Consider the following 25,082-nt stretch of genomic DNA (forward strand, 5'->3'; position numbering starts at 1 on the left):
AGGTGGTACCCGTGAACGCAGTATCGACATGGGTGCTCCCCTCTGGGGCCACGGTCGGGCGATAGGTCGTCCGGGAGCGCCGTCAACGAGCACTCCCGAAAGGCACGACCATGCGATTCACTTCTGAGCAGCGCCTCGACGAAGGCGTCCTCGAACGCGAATTCACCCTCGGCGAGATCCCCGGCATTTTGTGGACGCCCGATGCGGCGTCCGCGGCGGCACCGGCGCCGCTGATCCTGCTCGGCCACCCTCCCCTCGGGCTGCGCAAGATGTACCCCCGGCTGCTGGGCCGGGCCCTGGGCTGCGCGGCGGAGGGTTTCGCCACGGCCACCATCGAACTCCCCGGAAGCGGCGAGCGGCCTCGCCTGCCCGCCCTCGACGAGGCCCGCGCCGACCTGCGCCGGGCGATGGAGACCGGCGAGCCGGTCGGCGACGAGATCGTCCACGCCCTTGTCCTCCCCCTGGTGGAGGCGGTCGTCCCGGAATGGCGGGCCGCCCTGGACGCCCTTCTCGCACTGCCCGAGGTCGACGGCCCGGTCGGGTACTCGGGAGGGGTGATCTCCGTCGGCGTCCGGCTGGCGGTGGTCGAGCCGCGCGTCTCGGCCGCCGTTCTGTTCGCCGGGAGCCTCGTGCCCCGCGCCATCTTCGAGGAGGCCAAGCAGGTCACCATTCCCCTGCACGTCCTCCTTCAGTGGGACGACGAAGGCAACGACCGGCAGGCGTCCCTGGATCTCTTCGACACCTTCGGCTCCAAGGAGAAGTCCCTCCACGCCCACCTCGGCGGACACGCCGGAGTCCCGCAGTCCGCGGGTGCCGCCGCGGCCCAGTTCTTCACCCGCCACCTGAAGTAGCGGCGCGCCGTCAGACCGGTCCCGGACGGTAGCCCGCTCCGACCGGGACGGCCCCGCAGGAGCGCCGCCGCCGGCTCGGCGGCGCTCCTCCACACACAGCCCTACGACCGAAGGCACCAGGGAGCGACGCGGGTCGGTCACCTCTGGTCCGACGGGACTTCTCTGACTAGAGTCAGAGAATGGACGCACGAGAGATCGCCCAGGTGCGGCGGTTCAACCGCACCGTCACCGAGCGCGTGGGCGTGCTCCACGACCGTTATCTGGGCCGCGACCGGCCGATCGGTGAGGCCCGGCTCCTGTGGGAGATCGGCGAACGGGGCCAGGACGTACGCCGGTTGCGCGAACGGCTCGGTCTCGACTCGGGATACGTCAGCCGTCTGCTGCGCTCCCTGGAGACGGACGGGCTGGTGACGGTGGAGCCGCTGCCCCGCGACAGACGGGTGCGCACGGTCCGGCTCACCGACGCCGGTCGCGCCGAGCGCGCGGTGCTCGACGGTCGCAGCGACGAACTGGCGGGCTCCCTGCTGGAGCCGCTCAACGCCGTCCAGCGCTCCCGGCTGGTCGCCGCCATGGCCGAGGTCGACCGGCTGCTGACCGCCGCGACGGTCACGCTGGACGTCGTCGACCCGGACCACCCCGATGCCGAGCACTGCATGCGCTCCTACTTCGCCGAGTTGCGCGAACGCTTCGACGCCGGTTTCGATCCCGCGCGCAGTCTCCTGCCCGACGCCGGTGAACTCCGGTCGCCGCACGGCCTCTTCCTGGTCGCCCGGCTGCACGGTGAGCCGGTCGGCTGCGCCGGTCTGAAGCTGCCGCCGGGGGCCCCGGCCGAGATCAAGCGCATGTGGGTCGCGCCGCGGGCCCGCAGACTCGGCCTCGGCCGCCGCTTCCTGGCCGAACTGGAACTGCGGGCCGCCCGCAACGGCCGGGACCTGCTGCGCCTTGACACCAACAAGGCGCTGAACGCCGCGATCAGCCTGTACCACTCCTGCGGTTTCGAGGAGGTCGCGGCCTTCAACGACGAGCCGTACGCCCACCACTGGTTCGAGAAGCGGATCACCACACCGCCGTCGGGATGAGTCCCCACCGCCACGAGGTCCGCGGCCACTGCGGCCTCACCCGGTGAAGGGGTGGGGGCCGAGGCGGCCCCAGGTGATGAACAGGGCCAGGCAGAGATAGAAGAGGTTGAGGAGGACGAAGGGGGCTTCGGCCGGGCGACGGGCGTGGGTGGTCATCGCGCCGACCATCAGGAGGCACCAGCAGATCGCGGTGACGGGGACGAAGAAGGGGGCCACGTCGAGAGCGGCGGGAAGGATGAGGCCGAAAGCGGCGAGGAGTTCGAGGACGCCGAGGGATTTGACGAAGGTGACACTGGCGTCACCGGTCCAGCCGCCGCCGTGAGTGGCGGTCAGTTTGTCCTTGGGAATGAATGCCTTGGAAACACCGCCGGTCAGTGCCACCGCGGCCAGCAGCCCGGTGACGATCCACAGCGCGAGGTTCATCGTCCGCTCCTTGATCGGGAATTGCCTGTGTCCCGTAGGACGAGACAGCCGCCGCGCCCTGTGACACGCCAGCGGAAACGGCGCGGGACGAAGGCGGGAACGGGCACGGAGCGAAGGCAGGAACGGGCGCGGGACGAAGGCAGGACCGGGGGCGGCACGACGGCAGGACTGGCACGGGACCGGGCGCGGCCAAATACGCTGAATTTGCGCATGCTTGAACCTTGTGCGGGCCGCTTTCACCCCTTTTACCCTCCCCACAGAACCCGTGGGACCGAGAAGTGAACTCCCGCCACTGGCGTCCCCACACGTAACAAAGCGACCAATTGAACCCATGTGATGCAGGTCGGTCCAACCTGCTTACGGGGTGGGGTGACGTACCGCTATTCTCAGCCCCCGAGTGTTCGTAGAACGACGTCAGCAGGGAGACAAGTCACCATGTCGCACGATGTACCGCCGCCGGGCCCACCGACTCAGCCGCCGAGCGCGAGCGGCCCGTCCGGGGGTTCTTTCGACCCGGCTTCGGTCAACCGACTCGACTGGGCAATTCTCGGTATCGGGTTCATTGTGTTGATCTTCTCGTTCTTCGACTACTACTCCTGGGATTTCGGGAGCGGTTACGGCATCAACCTCGGCAGCGTGAGTTGGAGTGCCTGGCACTTCAGCCACGGGCTGTTCATAGCCTGGTTCGCGATGGTCATCACGGTGCTCAGCGCCGCGGTGCTCGCAGTCAGCCTCTTCGTGCCCACCGTCACGCTGCCCGCGCCCGACCGCATGCTGACCTTCGTCGGCTTCGCGGTGGGCTTCGTCCTGTACCTGATCGCGATCTTCGCGCACTCCGACTTCGGCCCGGCCGGTGGCCACGGCTTCAGCTTCTGGGTGAGCCTGATCCTCGCCGGTGTCGGCGCGGTCCTCGCTCTCATGCGGGCCCAGCAGACGAACACCGCACTGCCCGGCAAGCTCAACAGCCTCCCGCGCGTCGGCCGGTAGTCAGGCAGTCCGCAGCACCACTCGCACCACACGCGGCACCGGCCGGACCGCCGCCCCACCCTCAGTACGGTGGAGGCGGCGGTCGGGCTCGCGGCTCTCGCGCACCGACGCGTGCGCGCCGCGCACCACACGCGCTATGCCTACGCCCTGCCCGCCGCTGCCACCGCCGCCCGTACGAACGAGGCGACAAGCGCCCGGTCGTCGCTGCGCGACCACGCCACGACCAGCCGGCTCGTGGGCGCGTCGGTCACCGGCACGCACACCAGACCCGGATGCGCCGGCTCGGCGAGCGACCGCGGCAGCACCGCGATCATCCGCCCCAGCACGATCATCTGGACCATCTGCGGCACGTCCGCGACCTCCGGCCCGCTCCCGTCGTCGGGCACACCCGCCCAGCCCACGCCCTGCCAGCGCGGCAGCGTCTCGCCGTCCAGATCCGCGAGCCGCAACTGCGCACGCCCGGCCAGCCGGTGGTCACGCGGCATGATCGCCACCCGCCCCTCCACGAACAGCGTCTCGGACGCGAGCCCGGTCAGGTCGTCGAACGGCGCGTACAGCAGCGCCACATCGGCCCTGCCGTCCCGCAGGTGGTCGGCCCGGTCGGTGGCGCCGCCGAACAGCACGTCCACCCGGCGCGCGTCCGGCCGTTCCGCGTACGCGGCGAGGATCCCGGACAGCAGATTGGCGTCGCCGCCCGGCTTGATCACCAGCCGCAGCTGGGCCCGCGCGTCACCGGCCCGGCGCGCGCTCTCGGCCGCCGCGCCGACCGCGTTGAGCGCGTGGCGGCCGTGGTGCAGCAGCGCCTCCCCCGCCGGGGTGAGCGCCACATGGCGGCTCGTACGGGTCAGGAGCAGGACACCGAGGCGCGACTCGACCCGCCGGATCGCCTTCGACAGCGCGGGCTGCGCGATGGACAGGCGCTCGGCGGCGCGGCCGAAGTGCAGTTCCTCGGCGACCGCGACGAAGTACTCCAGCTCGCGCGTCTCCAGGTCACTCATGCCCTCAGGTTATCGCTGATGATCCAGAAGGTCTTGGACGTGGCGGCCGGGCGGCGGTTCCATGGACCCATGATCAGCCACACGATGATTGTCTCGTTCGAACCGTCGATCCCGGACGCGGACCTGGATCAATACCTCAAGGACATCGAAAGCCTGATGGTGGGCTCCGGGCACGTGCGTACCTTCTCCGCCCGGCGCCACATCCGTGTTCCCGCGGACGACCACAGCCCGGTGTTCACCGCCACCGCGATCGTCCACATCGGCGTCGCCGACCTCGACGCGCTCAACGCGGCCTTCGCCATTCCCGGCACCGAGGAACTCATCAGCCGCTGGCAGGCCCGCTACCCGTACCAGGTCGTCTGGGCCAACCACGAGCCGCTGGCCTGACCGACCGACCGGGCGGGCGCGTGTTCAGTGCGCGCGCTTCCGCCGCACCCACGCCACGACGAAGCCGACGGCGGGCAGGGGCAGGGCCAGGACCGCGAAGAGCGCGGCCAGCACGAGGACGATCGCCGCCTTGCCCGCCGGGCCCTCGTCACTGGCGCCGACGATCCGGACCGCGCAGGAGGCCGCCGCCCCGGCCACCGCGAGTGCGGCCACGGCGACGGCCTCCCGCCGGACGCCCAGGCGTCCGAGCCGGACGCCCAGCGGGATGCCCAGGACGCCGACGGCGGCGAAGGCGGCCAGCAGGGTGACCACCGTGGGGTCGACGGGCGAGGCCGCCCTCGACGCCCACGGAGTCGCCACCGCGGCGGCGATCCATGGGGCCGAGGACAGCCAGGCCCTACGCGTCGTGCGTGTCATCCGTTATTTGTTCTCCATGGCGTTCCGCAGATTGCGGGCCTGCTGCTGCCACTGCTGCTTGGCGGCGCCCATCTTGACCCCGGCCCACGCGAACCAGTTCGAGCCCGTCGTGTACGCCTTCTGCGTCAGGTACACGCCGTCCTTCCGGGACGAGATCGAGAACTTGATCTGCGAACCGGCGTCGTCGAAGTATCCCTTGTTGGTCACCGTGAAGGTGAAGGAAGTCTTGTCCTTGAAGGACACCTTCACCTTGCCGGGGCCGCCCGCGATCCGGCCGAGGCCGTGCGCGATCGAGTCACCCGGGTGCAGCGTGCACATCGCGCCCTGGGTGAAGGCGTCGCAGCCGGTCACCTTGAACGGGAACATCTCCTTCGGGTGCGCCTTGAAGTAGGCCATGATCTCCTCGGGTGTGCCGAGGCTGTTGGGCCCGATCAGCTCCGACATCGTGTATTTGTAGCTCGGGTGCGGCGAGAAGGCGACGGACTTCTCCTGCGCGTGCGCGGCCGCGTACGTGTCCCGCTCGGGCTCCGGCGCGTTGCCGCCGTACAGGTCCTTGATCAGGTCCTGCCACTGGTGTTCCCTCGGCGAGGAGATGCCGAGGGTGCCGCACAGGTCGTCGCAGTGGCGTCGCGCGTAGGAGACCTTGCGCTGCGTCTTGAGGCTGACGTACGGGTTCTGGTTGACCTTGCTGCTGCTGCACTCGGTGTGCACGCAGTCACCGGTCTGGGTCGCCCACGCGCTGCAGTCCTTGCCGCAGGCGTTGCCGTGCTCGTCACAGCCCTCGTGACCGTTGCGGCAGGTGTACAGGCCCGTCGGGTCGCTCTGGGAGACGGGGTCGTTGCCCGCGTACGCGTAGCCGTTGAGCGACTGCGGGTCGCTGGTGTCGAGGTCGGCGTCGACCGAGGTGAAGCGGCCGGTCGACGGGTCGTAGTCGCGGGCGCCGAGGTGGGTCAGGCCGGTGCCCGGGTCGTTGACGCCGCCGACGAAGCCCTTGTCCCCCGACCAGGCGGTCGGCGCCGTGCCGCGTGGTTCCCCGAAGGGGGTGGTACGGCGCTGCTGCATGGTCAGGTCGGCGCCGTTGATCTGGAGTTGGCTGGTGCCCTGGCTGTCGGCGATCAGGAACGACACCTTGTTGTCGTCGGTGCGCATCGCCTGGTTGCCGTCGCCGAGGTCGTAGTAGCGGGTGGCGCGCGGTGTGGTCGACCCCTTGGCGAGGGCGACCTCGGTGCCGCCGAGGTAGAGCGTGCTGCCGCTGTCGGTACGGACCACCAGCCGGTTGCCGTCGGCGTCGTAGACGTACGAGGTGGTCTTCGTAGCGCCGTTGCCGTCGACCGCGGTCACCTGGGTCAGGCGGCCCTCAGTGTCCCACACCTGGGTCTGCTTGGCCGCGCCGACCGTGCTGGTCTGGGTGCCGCCGATCGCGTCGTACGTGTAGGACTTCAGCGTGCTGCCGCCGGGGCCCGTGGTCCGCATCTGGCTGAGCGTGTGCGGCTGGGGGCTGGTCGGGGCTGGGTAGGAGTAGTCGCGGACGGTGTCCTGTGCGGTGGCGCCGGTGGCGGAGTGGTCCGTCTCCTTGGTGCGGTCGCCCGCCTTGTCGTAGCCGAAGGACTGCCAGTACGCGGCCGGGCCGCCGAGTGCCGCGGCGCTCGGGGTGGCCGCGCAGCCCGCCGAGCCCTGCGCCCACGCCTCGGTCAGCCGGCCCAGGTAGTCGTACTGGAAGCACTGGGCGTCGGTGCCGTCGCGGGAGACGTCGGTGAGCGAGGTGATGTCACCGGCCGGGTCGTAGCCGTACGTGGCGGACTTGTCGGTGCCCGGCACGTCCTGCCGGTCGACGCGGGAGTTGGACAGCCGCTGGGTGCCCCACTGGTAGGTGTTGGTGACCTGGGTCATCTTCTGCCCGGCCGCCTGGAAGGTGTACTGGAGCGCCTGGCCGGTGTAGCTGTACGTGGTGTTGGTCGTGTACGTGGCGCCGCCGGAGCCGGACACCGTGCTGGGCCGCAGCACCTCGTCGTAGGTCGGGGTGACCGCTTCCGCGGGCAGGCTGCCCGCCGCGGGGTAGCCGACGGACTGCGTGGTGCCGTCCGCGTTGTACTGCACGTTGCCCTGGTAGGAACCGGCGAGCGCGCCTTCGGCCGCCGGGATCGTGGTCGTCGTGCGGTGGGCGCGGTACAGGTTGTCGTACAGCGAGTAGGCCACGGTGTACGCGGAGCCCGTGGCGCCGCCGACGTAGCGGACGGCCGAGGCGATCTGGCCCTTGAAACCGGCCGGGTCCCACACGTGCTTGGTCAGCAGCGGGCCGGTCGCGTCGCCGTCGTGGGTCTCGGTCTCCCGGCCGAGACCGTCGTAGAGGTGGGTGACGCTCTTGCCGCGCTGGTCGGTGCTGGAGACCAGTTGGCCGCGGTCGTCGTAGCCGGAGTCGGTCGTGCCCTTGTCGGGGTCGATCGCCTTGGTCTGGTTGCCGCGCTGGTCGTAGCGGTACTCCCAGACGGTGCCCGACGCGTCGGTGACCTTGGAGAGCTTGCCCGCCGGGGTGTAGTCGTAGAGCGTCTTGTCGTACGGGCCCGTGGGTGTCGCGGCCTGGTACTGGTCCAGCTCACGGACGTTGCCGCCCGCGTCCACGACCGTGGTGGTCGGTGTGCCGCCCTTCGGCGGGGTGACCGTGGTGCGGTCGCCGCCGTAGGCCGTGGTGGTGGTCGCGAGGACCTGGCCGCCGTCGCCGTTGCCCGCGACCTGCTGGCTGCGGACGACCCGGCCGAGACCGTCGTAGGTGTTCCACGTCTGCGTCTCGACCGACAGCGCGTCGTCCACCTTGTACAGCACGGTGGAGGGCGCCTTCGCCGCGTAGTACGAGGCGAAGGTCTTCGCGGGCAGGCCGCGTTCGTCGTAGAAGGTGTCGGAGACCAGCATGCCGCCCTTGGGCCCTGGCGTCTGGGCCTGACGGACCCTCAGGAAGCCGTCGTACAGCGCGTACGCGGTCTGCGTGCCGGTGCCCGCGAGGCTCGTGGTGGCCACCACCGGGGGCTTGCCGTCGGCCAGTGTGTACGTGAAGGCGGAGTTGGGCGTCTGGTTGTTGGCCTTGGAGCGGTCGGGCAGCCAGATCCGCAGCTTGCGGCCCAGCGCGTCGTATGTGGTGTCGGTGCGCTTGCCGTTGGTGTCGACGACCGTGACGGGCAGCCCGCGTACGGGGTCCAGGGTCGTGGTGGTGGTCTGCGCGGTGCTCGCGTCTCCCGCGGTGGCCGGCGGTGTGGTGACCGTCGTCGTGGTCGGGAAGCCGGTCGCCGGGGCGTAGACCGTGGTGGTGACGCGGCCGTCGGTGCGGTCGGTGCGCTGGGGCGCGCCGGTCACGGTCGCGGTGACGTTGCCGCTCAGATCGGTGGCCGAGACGGCGCGGCCGTAGGAGTCGTAGGCCGCGGCGGACTCCAGGTAGGTGGCGGTGGTGCCGTTGTGGGACTTCAGGCTCGCCACGTGCGTGGCGTCACCCGCGGTCGGCGCGGCTCCGTAGGCGTGGCCGTCGTAGGCGGTGCGGATGTCCGACAGGACGTCCTTGGTGTAATCGGGGGTCGCCGAGCAGGGCACCGCGACCGTGAGAATCCGCGAGGGGTTGTCCAGGATCCAGTCGGTGCCGTTGTCGACGTAGGTGGTGGTGGCGCACCGGTCGTCGGCGGCGGTGGAGATGTCGCCGTGGTCGTCGGTGGTCAGGACGCGGCCCGCGGTGTTGTCGAAGGTGCGGGTGACGTCGGTGATCCGCCACGACGAACCGGCGCCGTTGTCCAGGGAGGTCCAGGCGCGGGTCTCCGCGGTGCCGGTCAGATTCGCGGCGATGGTGCCCCAACTGCGGGTGACCGAGGCCGTTTCGTGGTGCCAGGGGGTGCTGACGGACTTGTCCAGCACCTTGCCGTCAGGCCCGGAGTAGTGCTCGGTCTTGTACTCGACGCCCGCCAGCGAGTCGTGGTCGGTGATGGTGCCGCCGTTGTCGTCGGAGACGGTCACGGTGCGCTTGCCGCCGGTCGTCTTGTCGGCGTCCATGCCGCGGAGGTAGTAGTGGTCGGTCCGCGAGCTCATGCCGACCGGGTCCTGGCCGCCGGTCTCGACCTGGACGTGGGCGTAACCGCGCCAGGTGGACCAGGACTTGTACTTCTCCTTGGTGATGCCGTCGTCGGAGTCGTAGTGCCAGGCGGCCCCGCCGAGGTAGTCGTACCTGGTGACCTCGTCGGGCGAGGAGGCGGTGCGGTCGGACTGGATGACCTGCTTCACCACGTACTTGTTGAACCACTGGCGCGACGGGTCCTCGTCGCCCTCCTTGGTGAAGGACTGCGGGAAGCAGAGCGTGGTGTTGGTGTCGGGGGTGGGCAGGTGCGCGGCGTCGCAGGCCGCGGTGGAGTAGGTGATGTCGGTCTGTCCGCCGGTCTCGTCGTCGATGGTCGAGACGCGTTCCTTGATGAACGGCGAGGTGTTGTCACCGGGGATGTCCAGCCGGTTGGTGCGCTGGTCGTACCCGAAGGTGATCTTCGGCATGGTCAGGTCGGGCGCGCCCTCGGGGGTGTCGGCGTTGCCCGTGTGCTCGATCGACGCCAGCTCCAACTGGTAGTCGATGTCGGCCATGCCCCACTGGTGGCCCAGCTTCCACGTGTCGACCGGGGTGTACTTCCCGGCCGAGGTGAGCACCTGCGAGGTGACCGCGGTCAGGCGCTCGCGGGTCCAGAAGGACGGGCCGAAGGAGTGGCAGTCGCCGGTCGACTTGCAGTTGAGGTCCCACGGCGTGTCGTACCAGGGGGAGGCGGCGTTGTCGATCTTCGAGGCGTCGCAGGCGCCCGCCGTGGCGGACAGGCACCTCTCCCCGCTGGTGAAGGCGACCTGCGCGAGGGCCTTGGCCGAGTACATCGCGGTGGACTTCAGGCCGTAGTCGATGTGGTCCAGGTAGCCGCCGCGGACGTAGGTCGTGGGGCTGGCGGCGGTCCTGGCGCGGCCGTAGTAGTTGGTCTCCTTGGTGTAGTAGTACGCGATGGCGTTGCCGTGCGGGTCGACGGAGTAGTCGAGATTCCACCGCCAGCCCTGCTGGCACCAGGAGTTGGCGAAGGTGGAGGCGTGGCACGGCTCGTCCGCGTTGTTGCCGAAGACCGGCACGGTCCACGTGGAGTCGGTGGTCGCCTTGCCGCTCGCCCAGCCGGGCAGCCGGTTGTAGCCGAAGTAGTACTGGCTGCCGTCGGTGAGCGTCAGCCGCCAGTACTCGTCGTTGCGCGCGCCGTTGGAGCGCACGTCGGTGGAGGTGCCGTAGACCCGGTCGACCTTCGTGCCGTCGTCGCCCTTGATCCGGAAGGAGTTGGTGCCGGTGGCGACCAACTGGCCGGAGTGGCCGTCGAAGGAGATCGACGCGTTGTCGTACGCCCAGCACAGGTCCTCGTACTTCTTGCCCGAGGAGTCCTTGGCGCCTTCGTCGCCGCAGGACTTGTAGCTGCGCTCGATGTAGCCGGGCGACAGGTCGAAGCCGTCACCGGCCCAGGACGCCTGGTTGTTGGTGCTGCTGGTGCGGCCGTCGACGCTGCCGGAGTCGTAGGACAGGCCGACCTTCGGGGTGAAGCTGCCCGGCACGTCGGGGGCGGGCATGTCGTAGGACCAGGTGAAGGAGCCGGTGTTGGGCCCGACGTTCCAGTTCGAGGACGGGGACAGCGACGTGGCGGTGTAGTCGCCGTGGTCGCTCGACGTGCCCGCGGTGGCCGCGAGGACCGTCGCGGCGCCGGGCGCGCCCGAGGACGCCAGGGTCAGCGCGTCGGCGGTCAGCGTGTGCGTGGCCGCGTCGTTCGTGGCGCGGACCGGGGTCCGCGTGGTGCAGGCGGGCTTGTCGGGGGTGGTCAGCGCGCACGCGGGCAGTGTGACCAGGCGCAGCCGGGCCGCGTAGGCACCGCCGTACGCCTGGGCGTACGCGCTGTCGTCCACGCGGACGCCGACCGTTCCGCCCGCGGCGTCCGCCCGCGGTGCGACGGTGAACAGGAGGCCGTCCACGCCCGCGGCCCGCGTGGTCTTCCGGTCCAGGACGCGTACGGTCGCGGCGCCGGTCAACGGCGGGGCCGTCGCCTTGGCCGCGCCGTTGACCGTGGCGGATGTCGCCGCCGCCGGCACGGTGAGGGTCACCGGGAGCTTTCCGGCGCGCACCGCCGTGGGCTCGGCGTGCGCGGCGGGCAGCGTCACCGTGGCGGTTCCGGGCGCGGCCCAGGACTTCTCCGCGGCCCGGTCGTCGGCCCGGTGCGGCAGGCCGTCCTCGGCGCGGGGCGCCGTCGTGGTGCTGGAGTGTCCGGCCACGGGCACGCCCGGGGACGGTGTTCTCGGCATGTCGTCGGCCTGGGCCGCCGGTAGCGCGGCCACTTGCAGCAGGCCCGCCACCAGTGCTCCGCAGGCGAGCAGCGCGGCCTTGCCGCGCGCGCCGCCCGTTGATGTCCGTCTGTCGCTCACGCTTGTCCCGTCCCCATCCCTCACCGTGTGCGCCCCCGTCTTCCGACGTCGGCAGCACGAACCGCCGCCGGGCTCCGCCCGTGCGCACGTGTCTGATCTGTCACTTCGTCGAATGCCACGCGTCCGGGGCGGCGCGCGATGACCCGCGCGCCGCCCCGGTGGTGCTACCGGGTCAGGGCCCGGCGGTGGTGTCGAGATCCACTCCGCTGGCGAGCGCCGCGATCTGGGTGTCGGTCGCGACTCCGCCGAAGACCCACACGTCGTCGATCACACCGGGCCAGTACTCGCCCCAGGTGGACGTGCCGGTCTTGAGGCGGCCCAGTTGCAGGCCCTTGGTCGCGTCGAACGGCAGCACCGAGGAGTTCCACGACACCGACTCCTTGCACGCCGGGTCGTCGGGGTTGCCGTCGTCGTCACCGTCGGAGCAGAGCGACTGCTGCATCTGGCCGTTGATGTACAACCGCATCTGACCGGCCATCAGGTCGTAGACCACGGCGATGTGATCCCACGCGCCGTTGTCCTGGAAGCTGGTGTCGGAGGCGGTCGAGACGACGGCGCCGGTGCCGTCCGCGTTGGACGTCTGCAACTGCCAGGCGCCCGCGTGGGCCGGGTCGGCGGAGTCGGGTACGTAACGCACCGCGAAACCACTGGTGTTCGTACCGGCCATGCTCAGCACCGTCACCGGTTTCGTCGGCCGCGCCGCGGTGGAGACCCACGCGCCCACCGTGAAGCTGCTGTCGGTGTGGATCGGTGACGTGGTGGTCGACGCGTAGCCGGTGGCCGTGCCGTTGAGCACCAACGACCCGGTGCCGACCATGCTGTTGGCGCCCGTGGCGTCGATCTGCGCGCCGCCGCCGAGGGTCAGCGGGTGCTGGTCGGCGGCGGTGGTCAGCGAGTCGGGCGAGACCTGGGGAGTGCCGGACGCGCTGTCCAGCTTCCAACGCCCCTCGACCACGAGCTGGTTGTGGTACATCGACTCGGCTTCCGGCGCCGACAGGGCCCGGTCGTAGAACCGCACGTCGTCGATCTGACCGGGGAAGAAGCTGCTCGGTGCGCCGTCGTACGACCCGGCGCCGATCTGGACGGGTCCCTTGCCGTAGAAGGGCGCGGCGAATTTCGTCGTGGCCACCCAGAGGCCGTTGACGTACAGCCGCATGTCGTCGGTGTTCGCGTCGTACGAGCCGAGGAGGTGGGTCCAGACACCGGCCGGTGAATGGGTGGTGTCACCCTGGGAGGCCCGCACGATCGTGGCGCTGTCGGAGTCGGCGCTGTAGGCGTCGAAGGACCACCCGTAGGTCGCGGAGTAGTACAGCTCGAAGCCCGGCCGGTAGGTGCTGGTCTGGGTGGCGATGATCGCCGCGTGGTCGGGTTTGGCGGACAGTTTCGCCCAGCCGACCACGGAGAAGCTGCGCTGGTTGTTGACCTGCGGGGAGCGGGTGGACGCGTAGCCGCTGGTGCCGTCGAGGGTCAGCGACTTGTCCTGCGCGCCCGCGCTTCCCGCGGTGACCCCGCCGTGCAGGACCGCGGGGTCCACGTCGGCCTGGCCGTGCACCACCGTGGTGGGGTTGCCGTCGTCCTGCGCGGCCGGTTCGTCCAGCGGGAAGACCGCGCTGGCCGGGCGGCCGGCCCCGAGCTGCTCCCCCTTGTACAGGTGCGCCACGTCGGCGGCCACCAGGGGCTTGTCGTAGATCCGGACGTCGTCGACCGTGCCGGGGAAGAAGCTCCCCGGGGAGCCGGAGTAGCTCCCCGCGCCGATCTGGAGACCGCGCCGCGCGTCCCACGCGGTGGTGTAGCTCGTGGTCCCCATCAGGGTCCCGTTGACGTACAGCGACAGGGTGTGGGCCGTCCCGTCGTACGTGCCGAGCAGGTGGTACCACTGTCCGGCCGTGACGCCGCCCGCCGTGGCGGACATCGCGCGGACCGGGGTGGCGGTGGCCGAGTCGGAGCTGTACTGGTTGAACACCCACCGGTCGTAGCCCTGTGAGTAGTACAGCTCGAAGCCCGGCGCGTTGTTGCCCGGCTGCGCGGCGACGACCGCCGCGGCGGTCGGCATCTGGTCGAGCTTCACCCAGGCGGCGACCGTCATGCCCTGGTCGGTGTGGACGGCCGGGATGTCGGACTGGAGGTAGGAGTCGGTGCCGTTGAAGTCGACGGCGGTGCCGGACTTGCCGGGCGCGCCGAGGGTCGGCGAGCCGACCACGTTCAGGGTGCGGTCACCGGCGGAGCCGGCCGCCTGAGTGGCGCCCGCGTCGTCGTCGAGTTGCCACTGGGCGCGGGCGGGCTGGCCCTCCTTGACCCGGAACTCGTACACCTCCGGCTCACTGCCGTTGCCCGCGCTGTCGAATGCCTGCACGTTCAGGAAGTTGGTGCCCGCGCGGGTCGGCCGGAAGGTCACCGACTTCGCCGCGCCGCCCGAGGTGGCCACGGTGTGGGCCGTGTCGCACACCGCGTCGGCGTTGACGCCGTAGCAGTACTTCACGACGTCGGTGGAGGCCGAGCGGAAGGTGAAGTCGCCGTCCCGGCCGACACCGTCGTACGTCGGGTCGTTCGGGTTGTTGTCGTCGACGGCCGGGTAGTCGCCCGAGGTGATCACGGGGCCCGCCGGCACGGTGGTGTCGTACACCCAGTAGCAGTTGGTCGCGGAACCCGCGGACGACCACGGGGAGTAGCTGTAGTACTTGCCCTGGTCGTAGTCGACCGCGCGGGCCTGCCAGGCGATCGTCTTGTTCTTCGGGACGGTCTTGCCGCCGAGCGTCGCGGTGAGCTTCGTGGAGAAGGTCGAGCCGGACTTCTTCGGGCCGATCTTCGCCGAAGTCCACTGCGTGACCAGGCCCTTGCCGTCACCGGCGTCCCACGCGACGGAGAACTGCACGCTCACCTGGTCGCCGTCGGGGTCGGTGACATCGCTCGCGCTGATCGTCGGCAGGGTGCGGATCCGCACCGACGTGGACGGGCTGTGGCAGGAGGCGCCGGGGCTCATCGACAGGTGGGACATGGGGATCTGCTTGGGCGGCTGGTTGTAGTGGACCCGCAGATACGCCTTGTTGGTGAAGCGCTTCCAGCCGTACGGGTCGGACTCGTTGGCCTTCAGACCGAAGGTGGTGGTCCCGGAGTTGTGGGCCGCCGCGTACTTCACGCCGGTGGTGGCGTTGAACTCGACGTCGGAGGCCGCACAGCCGGAGCTGCCGTGCGCCTCGGTCTGGGTGTCGATGTGGTCGAGCCAGTGGTCGGCGGAGGAGTTCCAGGTCGTGCCCTTGGTGAAGCCGCTGGTGCGCCACAGCTCGATCGGCTTGGCGGTGCACGACGCGGACCACGTCTCGTGCGCGACGAAGGTGGCGTCCAGGATCGTCTTGCCCGCGAACTTCGACGTCGGGAAGGAGTAGAAGAGCCGCTTGACGTCCCTGGGCGCGCAGTAGGTCCAGTCGCAGTCGCCCACACCCGCGTCGTCGTCGCCGTTGAAGCGGTACTGCGGGCTGGAGGCCCAGTAGCGCGAGACCATCGTCCAGTCCCCCGCCCTGGGGGTGTACGTCTGCGGGTCGATGTACAGCGGGAACGAGGTGTCCGCGCCGGTCAGCAGCGCGTGGTCGGGCGTCAGCGTCAGCGAGCCGGACGCGTCGGAGGTGTCGACGGCGACGGCGATCGGCGCCATCTGGGAGGTATCGGTCGGGCCCTGCGCCGGGTCCTCCGGGCTGCCGTCCTCGGCGGTCGCGGCCTTCGCGCCCTTGGCGGCGCTGGTGGTCCTGGCGCTCTTGGTTCCGGCCGCCGGGGTGTTCGTCCCCTGCGTGCCGGAGTCCCACATGATCGGCTGCGGCGCCGCGAAGACCTCGCCGCCGGTCGTGGTGTCGGTGGCGGTCAGACCGCCGTCGGCGGTGCGCGCCACGTCGAGGCCGTCGGTCACCACCCCGAAGGTGAGCTGCGTGAGCGCCGGATTCCGCGCCGCCGCGGCGGTGTTGACCACCAGCAGCTCGTGGAAACCGTCGGTGTCCGCGCGCACCCGGAGGTCGACGTCCGGCAGGACGTTCTTGTACGTGGCGGTGTCGCCGTCGAGCGTCGGCGCGGGCAGCGCCGACGGCCAGGTGTACGACAGTTTCCGCCCGGCCCTGTCCAGGGTCACCAGCGGCGCGGAGCCGCCGCCCGACAGTTCCATGCCGACCGACGCGACCGCGGGTGCGACGCCGCCGTCGGGCCGCCGCACCAGAGTGTTGTCGATCGTCTTCCACTCGCCGCCGACGCGGGCCCGGACCGGACGCAGGTGCTGGTCCGTCTCCAGGCTGCCGTCCGGCAGCGCGTACGTCTCGTTGGACTCCGTCCGCAGCGACGTGATCTCCACGCTCTGCCCGGCCTCGGCCGCCTCGGCGACCGCCGCGTCCTGCGTGAGCGCCGTGCGGTGCGACGCACCGGTGTCGGCCTTCACCGGCTTCGAGGACTGTGCCGCCTTCGACATCGATGTCGATGTCGGCTCCGCGCCCGGAGTCGGTGCCGCGGCGACCGCGATCGCCGCCGCGGGACCCACCGCGACGACCAGAGCGGACGCGAGCGTCACTATCAGCCCACGAGACGCACGCACACGTCTGACCCCACCCAAATCCATAATCCCCCCATGAGACGCGCCGCCTTGTAGGCGTCTGTTAACAGTGCGCGAACAATCGAGAACCGTAGATCAACACCTTCACGACAGCAACACACTTCTCTCGAATATTCGCCCGCCCCCAGCGTTTCGTGACGTTCCGTCAATGTCCGTCGAATATTTCGCGTAGGCGCAGGTAGCGGACGGATGCCCGCGTCTGTGTGAATTCCGCTTAGCCGCTGGTGAGAGCCGCTGCCCGGCTTTGTCCGGCCCTGCTCGCACAACGGCCCTATGCGCCGTCTCGGCGTTATCGGCACCGTCGGTGAGCGCCGCGACGCGGCCCGGACAGACGGCGGGCGGCGGACGTGCGGACGTGCGGACGGTCCGACAGGCGGGTGTTCGGACGGGCGGTCGGTGACGGTCAGTGACGGGAAGGAGCGAGCGTGGTGCCGACGGCGATCGAGCAGGGGACGAGGAGGTTGTCGGCGCGGCGGCCGGGGTCGTCGAGCATCGCGATGAGCTGGTCCACGGCGGTCCGGCCGATCTCGACGCGCGGGATCTCCAGCGACACCCACCGGCCATCCGGCTGCTCGGGCGCGCCTTCGAGCACGGCGACGGACAGGTCGTCCGGCACCCGCAAACCGCGCTCGGCCAGCTTCGTCCGCAGCGTCTCGGCGAGCCGTACGCTCTCGGCGACGACGGCCGTCTCGGGTCCCGTGACCAGGTGGTCGAGCCACGCGTCGGACAGTCCGGTCTCGCCGCGGAAGCCGGGTGACCCGTCGGTGAGGCCGAGTTCGCGGACGGCCCGCGCGTAGCCCTCCCGGCGGTCGGTGTACGGCTCCATCTCCAGGGGCTCGCGCAGATAGCCGATGCTGCGGTGCCCGAGCGCGGCGAGCTTCTCCACGATGCCCGCCGCCGCGGTCTCGTAGTCGGGGATGACGCACGGGATCTCGGCGCCGGGCACCTCGCGGCGGCCGATGTGGATGAACGGGTAGCCCTCGTACCAGAGCCTGGCCAGTTCGCCGCGGTCGGTGGACACGCCGAGGAGCACGCTGCCGTCGGCCAGGCCCAGCCGGTTGGTGCCGTCCCGGTAGATGTTGCGACGGCCCCCGTCGCCGCTGCCGGTGGAGGTGAACAGCACCAGGTCGTAGCCGGTCTCCTCCGCCCGCTCCTCGATGCCCTGGAGGAATTCGAAGTAGAAGTCCTCGCGGGCGTGCGGGAAGACGGCCTCGAAGGTGTGCACCCCGAGGAGGTTGGTGCGCTTGTTGCGCATCGCGCGGGCGGCCGGGTTGGCGACGTACCCGAGTTCCCTGACCGCGTCGAAGACCCGCTTGCGGGTCTCCTCGGGGATTCGGGCGCGGACGGCGTCGCCGCTGATCACTCGGGAGACCGCCGACTGGGACACCCCGGCGAGACGGGCCACGTCGGCCTGGTTGGGGGCGCGGTCGCGGCGGCGGGCGGTCACGGTGTGCTCTCCTGTCGCAGGGGGCTGTCCTTGTGCGTCACCGGCTCGCGCCGGGCCGGGCCGGTCTCCTGGCGGCGGTGCTCGGTTGCCGCGTGCGCTGTCCCGGCGGGTCCGCCCGCCCGGCCCGGTCCGGAGCCGGTTCGCGCGGGCGCGGCATGGCGTTCCAGGGGGCGACGGGGGCGACGGGGGCGGAAGGCGCGGCGGGCACGACGGGGGCGGCAGGCGCGGCAGGCGCGGCGGGCGCGGCACAGCGGCTTCAGCGAGCCGAGCGGGTCCGGGAAGATGAGCTGCACGTCAGCATGGTAGGCGCGGGCCGCCCGTCCGGTGCCGCGCATCGGCGGGATCCCGCCGCGGGCGGTCCGCCGGAAGCAGGCTCGACATGTCGGCCTCGCTGCTCGGCTGTCCGTCGAGCGTCACGGCCCGGCGGCCATCCGGCGTCCCGGCCGGTCTTGGTACGGAGAGCGCGTCAGCGCCGCGTACGGGACGTTTCCGCGAGCACATGGTCCGTGGCCGTCCCGGCGACCGCCGGCCGTTATCGCGGGTCGGCCTCCGCCAGGAACTCCCGCTGTGCCGCCCGCAGTCGGGCGTCCTCCTCGGCGGCGGCCGGGTACTCGACATGGCCCGCCGTCAGGACGAACAGCTCCTTCGGGCCGCCCAGGGCGTTGTGCACGGCGAATTGTCCGGGCGGCGGCACCGCGGGGTCGAACAGGGCCGCGCCGACGTGGACGGGGACGCGGACGCGGGTGGCGGCGACGGCCGCGTCGAAGTAGCCGAGCACTTCGGTGACTTCGGGGTGCCGGGCGTAGTGGGCGCGGACCGCCTCGCCGCTGCCCGTGCAGGGCAGGGTCAGCCGCAGCGGATGGTTGCCGAAGCTGGGCACGGTCAGCAGCCCGTGGTGGAAACGGTCGTCCCAGGGCAGCGCCAGGGCGCCGATCCCGCCGCCGAAACTGCCTCCCACCAGGGCGAGTTGGCGCGCCGCTCCCGGTACCAGGGCGAGCAGCGCGGAGGCCGCGCACCAGGTGTCGGCGACGCATCCGCCGTGCACGTAGGTCTCGCGCGAGGCGATGCCGTGCACGACGTGTTCGGCCGCGGTCGCCGGAATCTCCGGGTCGAGGCTGCGCGTGGCCATTCCGCGGGCGCACGGCCAGATCGCGGCGGTGCCGGGCGGGGGCAGCGTCACATCGACGGCGTCCCTGCCGCCGTAGCCGTGCAGGACGACCATGCCGTGCGTGACGTGTCCGTCGGCGGGCAGCGTCAGCCAGCCGCCCACGCGGAAACCCCCGACCGAGGTGTACGACACCGCGTGGACGCGTACGCCGTCCCGCTCCTCCTCCAGCGCTCCCACCCGCGGCGCGGTGTCGACCGCCAGCGCCTTGGCGTACGCGCCCTGCCAGAAGTCGCCGAAGTCGGCGGGCGCCTCCGGGGCGCCGACCTGGAGCAGCCGGTCCAGGTCGTATCCGTACGTCGGGTCGAACGGGAAGTCGTGGGTCTCGATGGCCTCGGCCGTCACGGGTGCGGATTCCTCTCGTCGGTCGTTCCGCCCGGCGCCGGAAGGCCCGGCGGGGGCGGCGAATGCGCTGTCGGCGGCTGGACGAGCCGTGGCCGCTTCTCGATCCTCTCGATCGCGCCGCGTCCGGGTCGAATCCGGCGGCGGCCGCCGTTCCCCGTCCCGGCCCGCCGGTGAGGCCCGGTACGGTTGCCGACGGCCATGCTAGCGAGTGGCGTTCTCGCAGGTCACGGCCGGGGCCTGCGTTCCGGTGCGCGCGTGCCGCGCCCACTGCGCCGCCGGTCCCGGCAGGCGGGCTCGCCACGCCCGCGGCATCACGTGATCCGGATCCGGCCACTCCCGAAACCTACCCTCGGAGGCATGCTGACTGTCGAACTCGCCTTCACCGCCACCTCCGAACGCCTCGCGGCCCGCCCCGCGCACCGCGCGATCCTCCAGCGCCTCCATGACGAGGGCCGCCTCGTCGCCGCGGGACCCTGGGCGGACGACACGGGCGCGCTTCTCGTCTTCTCCGCCGACCGCGACGAACTGGACCGGATCATGGCCGCGGACGCGTACTACCGGACGCCCGGAGTCACCGTGACCGCCGTCCACGAGTGGGCTCCGGTGGTCGGGCGGGGCCGTCTGACCGACGGCTGATCCGGTGCCTCGGAGGTGGACCATGACCGTCTTGGTCTCGGTGCAGGCGTCGCGAACACTCCCCCGTGGAGAACGAGTCGGCCCACGGCCGGTTCGTCGGCCGTGGGCCTCGATCGCCTCGGCGACCTGAAGCAGGATCGCGCCGCGTGGCCACCGCGAGGACTGACGATCAGTCAACTCACCGGTGCGGTAAGCGACTTACGTCGAGCGGCGGCGGCCTGCGGCTGGGTGTCGGTCAGGAGCGGGCGAGGAGTTCGAGGGTGTCGATGACGCGGTTGGAGAAGCCCCATTCGTTGTCGTACCAGGCGACGACCTTGACGTGCTTTCCGTCGACGCGGGTGAGGGCGGAGTCGAAGATCGACGAGGCGGGGCGGCCGGTGATGTCGCTGGAGACCAGGGGCTTGTCGGTGTATTCGAGGACGCCCTTGAGGGGGCCGTCGGCGGCGGCGCGGTAGGCGGCGAGCACTTCGTCCCGGGTGACCTCGCGCGCGACGGTGGTGTTCAGCTCCACGATCGAGCCGACCGGGACCGGGACACGGATGGAGTCGCCGGACAGCTTCCCGTCGAGGTTGGGCAGTACGCGGCCGATGGCCTTGGCGGCGCCGGTCGTGGTGGGGACGATGTTGACCCCGGCGGCGCGGGCGCGGCGCAGGTCGCGGTGCGGGCCGTCCTGGAGGTTCTGCTCCTGGGTGTAGGCGTGCACGGTGGTCATGAAGCCGTGCTCGATACCGGCCAGGTCGTCCAGCACGGCGGCGAGCGGGGCCAGCGCGTTGGTGGTGCACGAGGCGTTCGAGACGATCACGTGCGCGGCGGGGTCGTAGTCCTCGGTGTTGACGCCGTACGCGAGCGTCACGTCGGCGCCGTCCGAGGGGGCGCTGACCAGGACGCGCTTGGCACCGGCGCGGATGTGGGCGCGGGCGGCGTCCGCCGAGGTGAAGCGGCCGGTGGACTCCAGCACGATCTCGACGCCCAGCTCGGCCCACGGCAGCTTCTCGGGCTCGCGCTCGGCGAGCACCTTGATGCGGCGGCCGTCGACCACCAGGTCGGTCCCGTCGACCTCGACGGAGGCGTCGAGGCGGCCGAGCGTGCTGTCGAACTCGAGCAGGTGGGCCAGCGCCTCGGGCGCGGTCAGGTCGTTGACGGCGACCACTTCGAGGTCGGTGTCGCGGGCGAGCAGGGCGCGGAGGGTGTTGCGGCCGATACGGCCGAATCCGTTGACGGCGATGCGGGTCATGAGAAGGGCTCCTTTCGTTACGTCTTCCATGGTCGGCAACCGCGCGCCGAGCCGACAGTGGCCCGAATGACAGCGCCCGCAAGGATCTCGCCAGACCGGTCGTGACGCCGCGAGCAGCCCGCCATCGACCCGCCATCGACTCGCCTCAGGTCCAGCGGCTCCGTACCGCTTCAGCCCTCACGGCTCCGGCCCGGGAAGACTCAGCCCGGAAAGCTCCCATCCGGAAAAGCTCGGACCGAGACCCCTCAGGCCGAGAACGTGTGCCGGTACTCCGTCGGCGACGTGCCGAGGATCCGCTGGAAGTGCAGGCGCAGATTGGCGCCCGTGCCGAGCCCGACCCGGTCGGCGATCTGCTCCACGCCCAGGTCGGTGCGTTCCAGCAGCTCACGGGCCAGGTCCACGCGCGCCCGCAGCACCCACTGCATCGGCGTGTACCCGGTGTCCTGCACGAACCGCCGCGAGAAGGTCCGCGCCGAGACCCGCGCGTGGCGGGCCAGCTCCTCCAGCGTCAGCGGCTCCGCGAGGTGCGCCAGCACCCACTCCCGCGTGCTCGCGAAGACGTCGCCGAGCGGTTCCGGCACGCTCCGGGGCACGTACTGCGCCTGTCCCCCGCTGCGGTACGGCGCCGCGACCAGCCGTCTCGCCACGTGGTTGGAGAGTCCCACTCCGTGGTCACGCCGCACCAGGTGCAGGCACATGTCGATACCGGAGGCCGCGCCCGCCGAGGTGAGTACGTCGCCCTCGTCCACGAACAGCACGTTCTCGTCGACCCGCACCAGCGGATGCCGGGTGGCCAGTGCCTTCGTGTAGTGCCAGTGCGTCGTCGCCCGCTTCCCGTCGAGCAGGCCGGTCGCCGCCAGCGCGAAGGCCCCCGTCGAGATCGCGGCGAGGCGCGTACCCCGCTTGTGGGCCGCCGTGAGCGCGCTGACGACCGCCGCCGGAGGCTCCGTGGTCGCGGGCTCGCGGTAGCCGGGGATGAAGATGGTGTCGGCGTGCTCGACCGCGTCGAGCCCCTCGGCCACGTGGTACGAGAGGCCGTCACCGCCGGTCACGAGTCCTGGCGCGGCCCCGCACACCCGCACCTCGTACGGCATGCTCGGCCGGTTCGAGAACACCTGCGCGGGGATGCCGACATCGAGCGGCTTCGCACCCTCCAGTACGAGCACGGCGACGCGGTGCCGCTTCCGGCTCATCAGCTCTCCTCCGGTCGCTCCGGTCACTGCGGTGACTGCGGTGACTGCGGTGACTCCGCGTGCCTCGCGGCCGGACACGGGTACCCACCGGGGCGTCGGTGGCCGCGATGGCACCTACCGCAAGCATCCTGCCATCCGGCGGCGTACGCCTGTCCGCGACCGCTCCCGTACGGGCGGACGTCGGCCCGCGTGAACGGCGAGGTCAGCGCCGTACGGCCCGCGCCAGCGCCTCCTCCGCCTGAACGGCCAGTACGGCGACCAGGTCGGCGGCCTGCGGGACGTTGTGGACGAGGTCGACGGCCTCCCCCGCCCACACCGGGAGCGAGGGCACCGCGCCGCGCGCCACATCGGCCTGGTACTCCTGCCGCGCCTGCGGGTCGGCGGCCAGCTCCGCCTCCCGGCCGCGCCAGCGGTCCAGGTAGGGGTGGCCGAGCGTACGAGCGGTGTACGCCGTCGGCCACCGGGAGCCGCGGGCGATGTCCAGGACGCTGTTGCGCTCGGTGTCCTCCCCGCTCCCGCCGACGATCGCCTCGACGGCCGAGGGCTCGGCCCCGGCCTCGGCCGTCGCCTGGAAGCGGGTGCCGATGAGCGCACCGGCCGCGCCCAGCGCCAGCGCGGCGGCCACGCCGCGGCCGTCGCCGATCCCACCGGCCGCGAGCACCGGCACCGGAGCCGCGAGGTCGACCACGACCGGCACGAAGGGCAGCGTGGACCTGCCGTGGCGCGCGCCGTGTCCGCCGCTCTCGGTGCCCTGCGCCACGATGACGTCGGCCCCGACGTCCAGCGCCCGCCGGGCCTCCTCCAGGTCGGTGACCTGGACGATCAGCGGCACGCCCGCCGCACGGACGCGTGCCGCCAAGGGCGCCGGGTCCCCGAAGGACAGCATCACCGCGGCGGGACCGTACTCCAGTGCCTGCTCGACGGCGCCGGCCTCGGCCGCCCAGCTCAGGAACCCGACTCCCCACGGCCTGCCGCACTCGGCCGCCACCGGCAGCTCGCGGGCCAGCCACTCCCGGTCGCCGCTGCCGCCGCCGAGCAGTCCGAGGCCGCCGCCGCGCGACACGGCCGCCGCCAGCGCGCCACCGGCGGAACCGCCCATCGGTGCCAGCGCGATCGGGTGCCGCACACCGAACATCTCCGTGAACGCCGTCGCCAAAGTCATGGGCTCCATCATGGCCCCGGCCGGGTCCGCGACGCGTGATCCCACTCAGCGCGGCGGGAGTTGATCGTAGGTCCTGAACGTGTAGTACGCGCTCAGCCGCATCGCGTTGCCGGTGGCGGCGGGAAGTCCGAGGCGGTTGTCGACGAGGCGGTCGAGGGGGCCGCAGCCGGTGGCGCCGGGGACCGTGAAGGCGGTGTCGTAGGCGTCGAACGCGATGACCGGCGGATCCTGCGAGACGACGCGGGAGCCGCCAGAGCGCACCAGCCGCAGCTCGACCGGGGTGTCGCCGCCGCCGATGACGCAGCCGTGCGGCAGCAGGGGGCTGAGGGCGCGGAAGCGCAGGGTGAACAGGCCCAGACGGTCGCCGACGGAGAAGAAGTCGGACCGGCCGCCGTACTCCGGTCGCAGGGACAGCCGGAGCAGCGGGTCTCGGTCGGCGCCGGGGATGCCGGTGAGGCCGCCGGGGACGCGGTCGGGGGCGCTGCGCAGGGCGCCCCAGACCTGGCCGTCGGCGCCGTCGGGCAGCGGGCCCTCGGCGTGGGTGAGCGTCATCGGCGCCAACTCGGGGATCGTACGGCTGCCGAGCGTCAACGACCCGGTGGCGGTGAGGACTTCGCACTTCCAGAGCGTGGCGTCGACCCCGGCGGGGAGGGCCGGGCAGTCGCTGAAGTCGGACGAGTACGGGGGCGGGGCGGGCGCGTCGGTGGCCGCGGACGAGGCTGCGGACAGGGCCGCGGGGTCGGCTGCGGGGTCGGCGCTCGCGGTGCCCGTGACCGTGGCGGCCAGGGCGGCGGCGAGGGCCAGGCCCGCGGCTCCGCGGCGGACGGTCGAGCGGCGCGTGTCGGTGGTGGATCGCATGGCTGTCAGCCTGCCGTCGCGCACGGCGGTGCGGCCTTGGGGATGCCCCTTGCCGTACCCCGAAGGGCCCCTGACGTGGCGTCAGGGACGTGACCCTCAGGTGCGCCCCCGAGAGCGGGAGGCGCCGACGCGAGCCGCCCCCGGAACCGTCGCCGACCGCCTTCTAATAAACTTGCCGCTCCGGCAATCTTGCCATCACGGCAATATTTATCTACCGTCGTAGCCATGACACAGGACGAAGACGCCGCCCGCCTCGGCCTGCGGGAGCGCAAGAAGCGGGAGACGCGTGTCGCGCTGAGCCAGGCCACGATCCGGCTGTGCGTCCAGCGCGGCTGGGACGACGTCACCGTGGAGGACATCGCCGCCGCGGCGAACGTGTCCGTGCGCACCTTCCGCAACTACTTCTCCGGCAAGGCCGAGGCCATCGCCGCCAGCCACCTGGAGCGGATGCGACGCGTCGCCGACGAACTGCGCGCGCGACCGGCCGACGAGCCGCTGTGGGAGTCGGTGGCACATGCCGTGGAGGGCCAGTTCGCGCCGAAGGGCGGTCCTGAGCAGGGCTCGTCCGAGGACCGGCGGCGCTGGACGGACGGCGTGCGGCTGATGCTCGCGGAACCGGCCCTGCACGGCGAGATCGTCAAGGCGAACGCCGCCGCGCAGGAGGAACTGGCCAGGGCCGTCGCCGAGCGCACCGGCACCGACGTCGCCCGCGATGTGTATCCCAAGCTGGTCGCCGCGGTGGTCGGCGCGGGCAGCGCCGTGGCCGTCGAGCACTCCCTGACCGCGGATCCGCCCGTGTCGCTCGCCGCGGTCCTGCGCGAGACGTTCGACGGGATCGTCGCGGGCCTGCCCGCTCCCTGATCCGCCC

General features: G+C 71.6%; 18 protein-coding genes. 6 read left to right on the forward strand and 12 right to left on the reverse strand.

What is annotated here, in order from left to right; all coding sequences use genetic code 11:
- Window positions 1-110: 110 nt before the first annotated feature.
- Window positions 111-851, forward strand: a complete 741-nt coding sequence (locus ABZX65_RS27715) for an alpha/beta hydrolase (protein WP_355345571.1) — start codon at window positions 111-113, stop codon at window positions 849-851.
- A gap of 179 nt (window positions 852-1,030) precedes the next feature.
- Complete coding sequence (locus ABZX65_RS27720) at window positions 1,031-1,930, forward strand: helix-turn-helix domain-containing GNAT family N-acetyltransferase (RefSeq protein ID WP_355345574.1); 900 nt, start codon at window positions 1,031-1,033, stop codon at window positions 1,928-1,930.
- A 36-nt stretch (window positions 1,931-1,966) separates the two neighbouring features.
- On the opposite strand, the gene ABZX65_RS27725 is transcribed toward ABZX65_RS27720, so the two are convergent.
- Window positions 1,967-2,353, reverse strand: coding sequence for a DoxX family protein (locus tag ABZX65_RS27725; RefSeq protein ID WP_355345577.1), 387 nt, complete (start codon window positions 2,351-2,353; stop codon window positions 1,967-1,969).
- 564 nt (window positions 2,354-2,917) lie between these two features.
- On the opposite strand from ABZX65_RS27725, the gene ABZX65_RS27730 reads away from it, so the two are divergent.
- The gene (locus ABZX65_RS27730; RefSeq protein ID WP_355345580.1) at window positions 2,918-3,340 is read left to right on the forward strand and encodes a hypothetical protein; all 423 of its coding nucleotides are present in this window, start codon (window positions 2,918-2,920) and stop codon (window positions 3,338-3,340) included.
- Window positions 3,341-3,480: 140 nt separating this feature from the next.
- On the opposite strand, the gene ABZX65_RS27735 is transcribed toward ABZX65_RS27730, so the two are convergent.
- Window positions 3,481-4,338 (reverse strand): LysR family transcriptional regulator, encoded by an 858-nt coding sequence (locus ABZX65_RS27735; protein ID WP_355345583.1) that lies wholly within the window; start codon window positions 4,336-4,338, stop codon window positions 3,481-3,483.
- An 18-nt stretch (window positions 4,339-4,356) separates the two neighbouring features.
- Here ABZX65_RS27735 and ABZX65_RS27740 point away from each other — a divergent pair, with 18 nt between their 5' ends.
- A complete protein-coding gene (locus tag ABZX65_RS27740) occupies window positions 4,357-4,725 on the forward strand; it encodes a hypothetical protein (protein ID WP_355345586.1) in 369 nt (122 codons plus the stop codon).
- Window positions 4,726-4,749: 24 nt separating this feature from the next.
- On the opposite strand, the gene ABZX65_RS27745 is transcribed toward ABZX65_RS27740, so the two are convergent.
- The 6 genes from ABZX65_RS27745 to ABZX65_RS27770 form a co-directional block, all read right to left on the reverse strand.
- Complete coding sequence (locus tag ABZX65_RS27745) at window positions 4,750-5,142, reverse strand: hypothetical protein (RefSeq protein WP_355345589.1); 393 nt, start codon at window positions 5,140-5,142, stop codon at window positions 4,750-4,752.
- Window positions 5,143-5,145: 3 nt separating this feature from the next.
- Window positions 5,146-11,589, reverse strand: a complete 6,444-nt coding sequence (locus ABZX65_RS27750; protein ID WP_355345591.1) for an RHS repeat-associated core domain-containing protein — start codon at window positions 11,587-11,589, stop codon at window positions 5,146-5,148.
- A gap of 172 nt (window positions 11,590-11,761) precedes the next feature.
- Entirely contained in the window at window positions 11,762-16,156 is a 4,395-nt protein-coding gene (locus ABZX65_RS27755) for a LamG-like jellyroll fold domain-containing protein (protein ID WP_355345594.1), read from the reverse strand.
- Between the two features lie 421 nt (window positions 16,157-16,577).
- Window positions 16,578-17,621, reverse strand: coding sequence for a LacI family DNA-binding transcriptional regulator (locus ABZX65_RS27760; protein WP_355345597.1), 1,044 nt, complete (start codon window positions 17,619-17,621; stop codon window positions 16,578-16,580).
- A complete protein-coding gene (locus tag ABZX65_RS27765) occupies window positions 17,618-17,914 on the reverse strand; it encodes a hypothetical protein (protein WP_355345600.1) in 297 nt (98 codons plus the stop codon). Before ABZX65_RS27765 ends, ABZX65_RS27760 begins: the two co-directional genes overlap by 4 nt.
- Window positions 17,915-18,153: 239 nt before the next feature.
- Window positions 18,154-19,131, reverse strand: a complete 978-nt coding sequence (locus ABZX65_RS27770) for an acetylxylan esterase (RefSeq protein WP_355345603.1) — start codon at window positions 19,129-19,131, stop codon at window positions 18,154-18,156.
- 357 nt (window positions 19,132-19,488) lie between these two features.
- Between ABZX65_RS27770 and ABZX65_RS27775 the strand changes: the two genes are divergently transcribed.
- On the forward strand, window positions 19,489-19,767 hold the full coding sequence (locus tag ABZX65_RS27775; RefSeq protein ID WP_355345606.1) for a YciI family protein: 279 nt from the start codon (window positions 19,489-19,491) through the stop codon (window positions 19,765-19,767).
- Between the two features lie 235 nt (window positions 19,768-20,002).
- Here the strand turns inward: ABZX65_RS27775 and gap are convergent, their stop codons facing one another.
- The 4 genes from gap to ABZX65_RS27795 form a co-directional block, all read right to left on the reverse strand.
- Window positions 20,003-21,001, reverse strand: a complete 999-nt coding sequence (gene gap, locus ABZX65_RS27780; RefSeq protein WP_355345609.1) for a type I glyceraldehyde-3-phosphate dehydrogenase — start codon at window positions 20,999-21,001, stop codon at window positions 20,003-20,005.
- Between the two features lie 245 nt (window positions 21,002-21,246).
- Entirely contained in the window at window positions 21,247-22,194 is a 948-nt protein-coding gene (locus tag ABZX65_RS27785) for a DJ-1/PfpI family protein (protein WP_355345612.1), read from the reverse strand.
- Between the two features lie 202 nt (window positions 22,195-22,396).
- Entirely contained in the window at window positions 22,397-23,356 is a 960-nt protein-coding gene (locus ABZX65_RS27790; protein ID WP_355345615.1) for a nitronate monooxygenase, read from the reverse strand.
- 45 nt (window positions 23,357-23,401) lie between these two features.
- A complete protein-coding gene (locus ABZX65_RS27795; protein ID WP_355345618.1) occupies window positions 23,402-24,214 on the reverse strand; it encodes a hypothetical protein in 813 nt (270 codons plus the stop codon).
- A 225-nt stretch (window positions 24,215-24,439) separates the two neighbouring features.
- Between ABZX65_RS27795 and ABZX65_RS27800 the strand changes: the two genes are divergently transcribed.
- Entirely contained in the window at window positions 24,440-25,075 is a 636-nt protein-coding gene (locus ABZX65_RS27800) for a TetR family transcriptional regulator (protein ID WP_355345621.1), read from the forward strand.
- Window positions 25,076-25,082: the final 7 nt, after the last annotated feature.

It is taken from the genome of Streptomyces sp. NPDC003300 (assembly GCF_040610915.1).
GTDB lineage: Bacteria > Actinomycetota > Actinomycetes > Streptomycetales > Streptomycetaceae > Actinacidiphila.

Bases quoted from the DNA above. Each gene is read 5' to 3' on its own strand.
- ABZX65_RS27740 (WP_355345586.1), top strand. From the start codon at position 4,357: ATGATCCAGAAGGTCTTGGACGTGGCGGCCGGGCGGCGGTTCCATGGA.
- ABZX65_RS27795 (WP_355345618.1), bottom strand. From the start codon at position 24,214: ATGCGATCCACCACCGACACGCGCCGCTCGACCGTCCGCCGCGGAGCC.
- ABZX65_RS27715 (WP_355345571.1), top strand. From the start codon at position 111: ATGCGATTCACTTCTGAGCAGCGCCTCGACGAAGGCGTCCTCGAACGC.
- ABZX65_RS27785 (WP_355345612.1), bottom strand. From the start codon at position 22,194: ATGAGCCGGAAGCGGCACCGCGTCGCCGTGCTCGTACTGGAGGGTGCG.
- ABZX65_RS27800 (WP_355345621.1), top strand. From the start codon at position 24,440: ATGACACAGGACGAAGACGCCGCCCGCCTCGGCCTGCGGGAGCGCAAG.
- gap (WP_355345609.1), bottom strand. From the start codon at position 21,001: ATGACCCGCATCGCCGTCAACGGATTCGGCCGTATCGGCCGCAACACC.
- ABZX65_RS27775 (WP_355345606.1), top strand. From the start codon at position 19,489: ATGCTGACTGTCGAACTCGCCTTCACCGCCACCTCCGAACGCCTCGCG.
- ABZX65_RS27790 (WP_355345615.1), bottom strand. From the start codon at position 23,356: ATGACTTTGGCGACGGCGTTCACGGAGATGTTCGGTGTGCGGCACCCG.
- ABZX65_RS27745 (WP_355345589.1), bottom strand. From the start codon at position 5,142: ATGACACGCACGACGCGTAGGGCCTGGCTGTCCTCGGCCCCATGGATC.
- ABZX65_RS27735 (WP_355345583.1), bottom strand. From the start codon at position 4,338: ATGAGTGACCTGGAGACGCGCGAGCTGGAGTACTTCGTCGCGGTCGCC.
- ABZX65_RS27720 (WP_355345574.1), top strand. From the start codon at position 1,031: ATGGACGCACGAGAGATCGCCCAGGTGCGGCGGTTCAACCGCACCGTC.
- ABZX65_RS27725 (WP_355345577.1), bottom strand. From the start codon at position 2,353: ATGAACCTCGCGCTGTGGATCGTCACCGGGCTGCTGGCCGCGGTGGCA.